The organism is Bacillota bacterium (assembly GCA_012837285.1).
Lineage (GTDB): Bacteria > Bacillota > DTU030 > DUMP01 > DUMP01 > DUNI01.
Genome location: DURJ01000159.1, coordinates 1 through 2380, shown reverse-complemented (window position 1 = coordinate 2380; position 2380 = coordinate 1). Strand labels below are relative to the sequence as shown.

Sequence of the window (2380 nt, the reverse complement as noted above, 5' to 3'; positions counted from 1 at the left end):
TGGTGAATTTGCGCTCTTTTGGCATACCGTATTTGCAAGGAATGGCACCATTTAGCCTCTCGGACCAAAAAGACTATCTTATCCGTGCACCATGGTGGATGATGCGAAGGCGGCCAGAGCTTGTCGGCAAGGAAAACATTGTACGGCAAGCCCCCGATCAGGGTCCTAAACCCCCGGGCGATGAACGCGGACGCGGCCCTAACAGCATAAGCGGTCCAAAGAATAAAGAGCAAGACAACCGGCAGGCACCGCCGACCACGGACCAGGGGCAAAGGCGCCGAAGCAAACGAGAGCGAAACCGGCAGGGGGGAGAGCAAGGAAAATGAGACGTTGGTTCTTGGCGTTGCTTTCCCTGATGTTACTTACTTCCCAGATGTGCCTTTGTGGGTGTTGGGATCGGCGCGAGATAAACGAGCTGGCCGTGGTTTCTTCTTTGGGTATTGACAAGGAAGACGACATCTGGAAGATTACGGCGGAGATCTTTCGCCCCACGACAGGGGGAGGCGAAGATGGCAGCTCGGGCGGAGGTGGCAGCGGTGGTGGCGGCACTAGGCGTCAGGTTTGGATTGCCCAGGGGCAAGGATATACCCTTTTAGGGGCTCTGCGGGATATGGCGCTGAAGGTGCCGCGGCGGGTTTATGTGGCTCATACTTCGGCGATACTTGTTGGCGAAGAAGTTAGCCGCCAGGGGATACTGGAATTTCTTGATCTTTGGGAACGGAATGCCGAAGCCCGCATCATTACCAATCTCCTCGTCTGCCGTGGTAAGGCCGAAGACGTACTCATGGGTAGTCAAGGAAGTTTGGAAAAGAGCGTGGGACTGGAACTGGCGGGACTCAAACTCTTTTCTCCTGTTAACGGTCATTCTACTCTCCTTAGTGTGCATGAATTCTCATCTCTGCTGGAGGCTAAAGGAGCGGATCCATTTACCGGTGTAGCAGAACTTAGACCAGTTCCCACGATGCCTACAGCCGGTGGAAAAAGCTCCGGTTCTGCCGGCGTAGAAGAAATGAAAACAAAAGAGACGACCCTGGCACTGCGTCTTAAGGGATTGGCTCTGTTCCGGGACGATAAACTGGTGGGTTTTGCCGAGCCCACCGAGGCTCGGGGAATACTGACGTTACAGGGTAAGATCACCAACACTGTCGTCTATGCAAAGGCAACAGCCGATCAGAAGAGAGAGGATAACACCGTGGCACTGAAAGTCTTCACAGCAAGAAGGCAAATCAAGGTGGAAGAAAAAGAGGGACGGCCGGTACTGAAAATAAAGATTACAGCCGAAATAGCACTAGCAGAACAAGCATACCGGGGGGACCTTATGCAGGCCGATGACTACCTTTTCTTGGAGCAACAAGCAGCCACGGTTATCAAGAACGAAGCCGAACAGGCAATCCAGTTGGCCAAGAGGCTCGGAGTAGATCCGTTTAGTTTTGGTGAGATTATCCGACGCCAAAACAAAAAACTATGGCAAAAACTGGAAAAGAAGTGGCCTGAGGCCTTGCAGGACCTAGAAATAAGCATAGATACCCGAGCAAAAGTGCGACGCAGCGGACTGACCGGGGTGCCACCGCTGGAAAAACGTTAGGAGGTCGGCACATGATCTTTCTTCTCGTTTTGTTGTATCTGGCGGTTATTGCCTTCGAGGTTCCTAAACTGGCAAAAGAAAAAAAGTGGCGTGATCTCCTGGTTTTTTCGCTGTTCATGTTAGCTGCCATTGGCCTCAGCCTGCCGGTGGCCATGGGGGTGAAAATTCCAAATATCAGCCGCTATATAACCCGCTTCTTGGCCCCCATATCCAAAGCCATCATGGGCCGCGAACCTTTCTTTATGTGAGGGAGGGGAACGGGCGACTACAGAGGGCTGCCCACACAAGGCCTGGGGTACAGAAGAGTATGGCAAGGGGCCAGTCTCCGCGCCCCTGCTCCCATACATCCGTCATCCCGAGCGCACCACATCCGTCATCCCGAGCGTAGCGAGGGATCTTGCGCTGTAAAGAATGAAAGACTCTTCACTTCGTTCAGAGTGACATAGAAAGTGCATCGGCGGTTTTCCCTCACTCGCCTCGCTCTTTTGAATGAGGGCTAAGCTTCGCGCTGAGGATGGGCTGCGCAACCATCCTTACTGTTACACCTAGACGACTGCTAACAAGGGCGGGCCTATTCCCGCTTGACAGGGGCGGCAGCGTAGGGTATTATTAAGGCAATAGTTTGGTAACTCGTTAGGGCTGTGACTGGGAGGAGTAGGCGGACTAAACCGTCCAGAGAGGGAAACCCGCGGCTGGAAGGTTTCCTCGGAGGTAGCGCCGAAAGTCGCCCAAGAGCCGCTCAGGTGAAAAAAGTAGCCTGGGCCGTGGGCCGCGTTAAGGCCAAGAGCCTGGCTG

The 2380-nt window shown here is 53.8% G+C and carries 3 protein-coding genes; all 3 read left to right on the top strand.

The features are described from left to right. A partial coding sequence (locus GX016_09610; GenBank protein HHT71803.1) for a spore germination protein occupies positions 1-326 on the top strand: 326 nt, incomplete at its 5' end. Beyond that, positions 323-1585 (top strand): Ger(x)C family spore germination protein, encoded by a 1263-nt coding sequence (locus GX016_09605; protein HHT71802.1) that lies wholly within the window; start codon positions 323-325, stop codon positions 1583-1585. The genes GX016_09610 and GX016_09605, both read left to right, overlap by 4 nt. 11 nt (positions 1586-1596) lie before the next feature. Further along, on the top strand, positions 1597-1833 hold the full coding sequence (locus GX016_09600) for a hypothetical protein (GenBank protein HHT71801.1): 237 nt from the start codon (positions 1597-1599) through the stop codon (positions 1831-1833). Positions 1834-2380 lie beyond the last annotated feature (547 nt).

Bases quoted from the DNA above. Each gene is read 5' to 3' on its own strand.
- GX016_09605 (HHT71802.1), top strand. From the start codon at position 323: ATGAGACGTTGGTTCTTGGCGTTGCTTTCCCTGATGTTACTTACTTCC.
- GX016_09600 (HHT71801.1), top strand. From the start codon at position 1,597: ATGATCTTTCTTCTCGTTTTGTTGTATCTGGCGGTTATTGCCTTCGAG.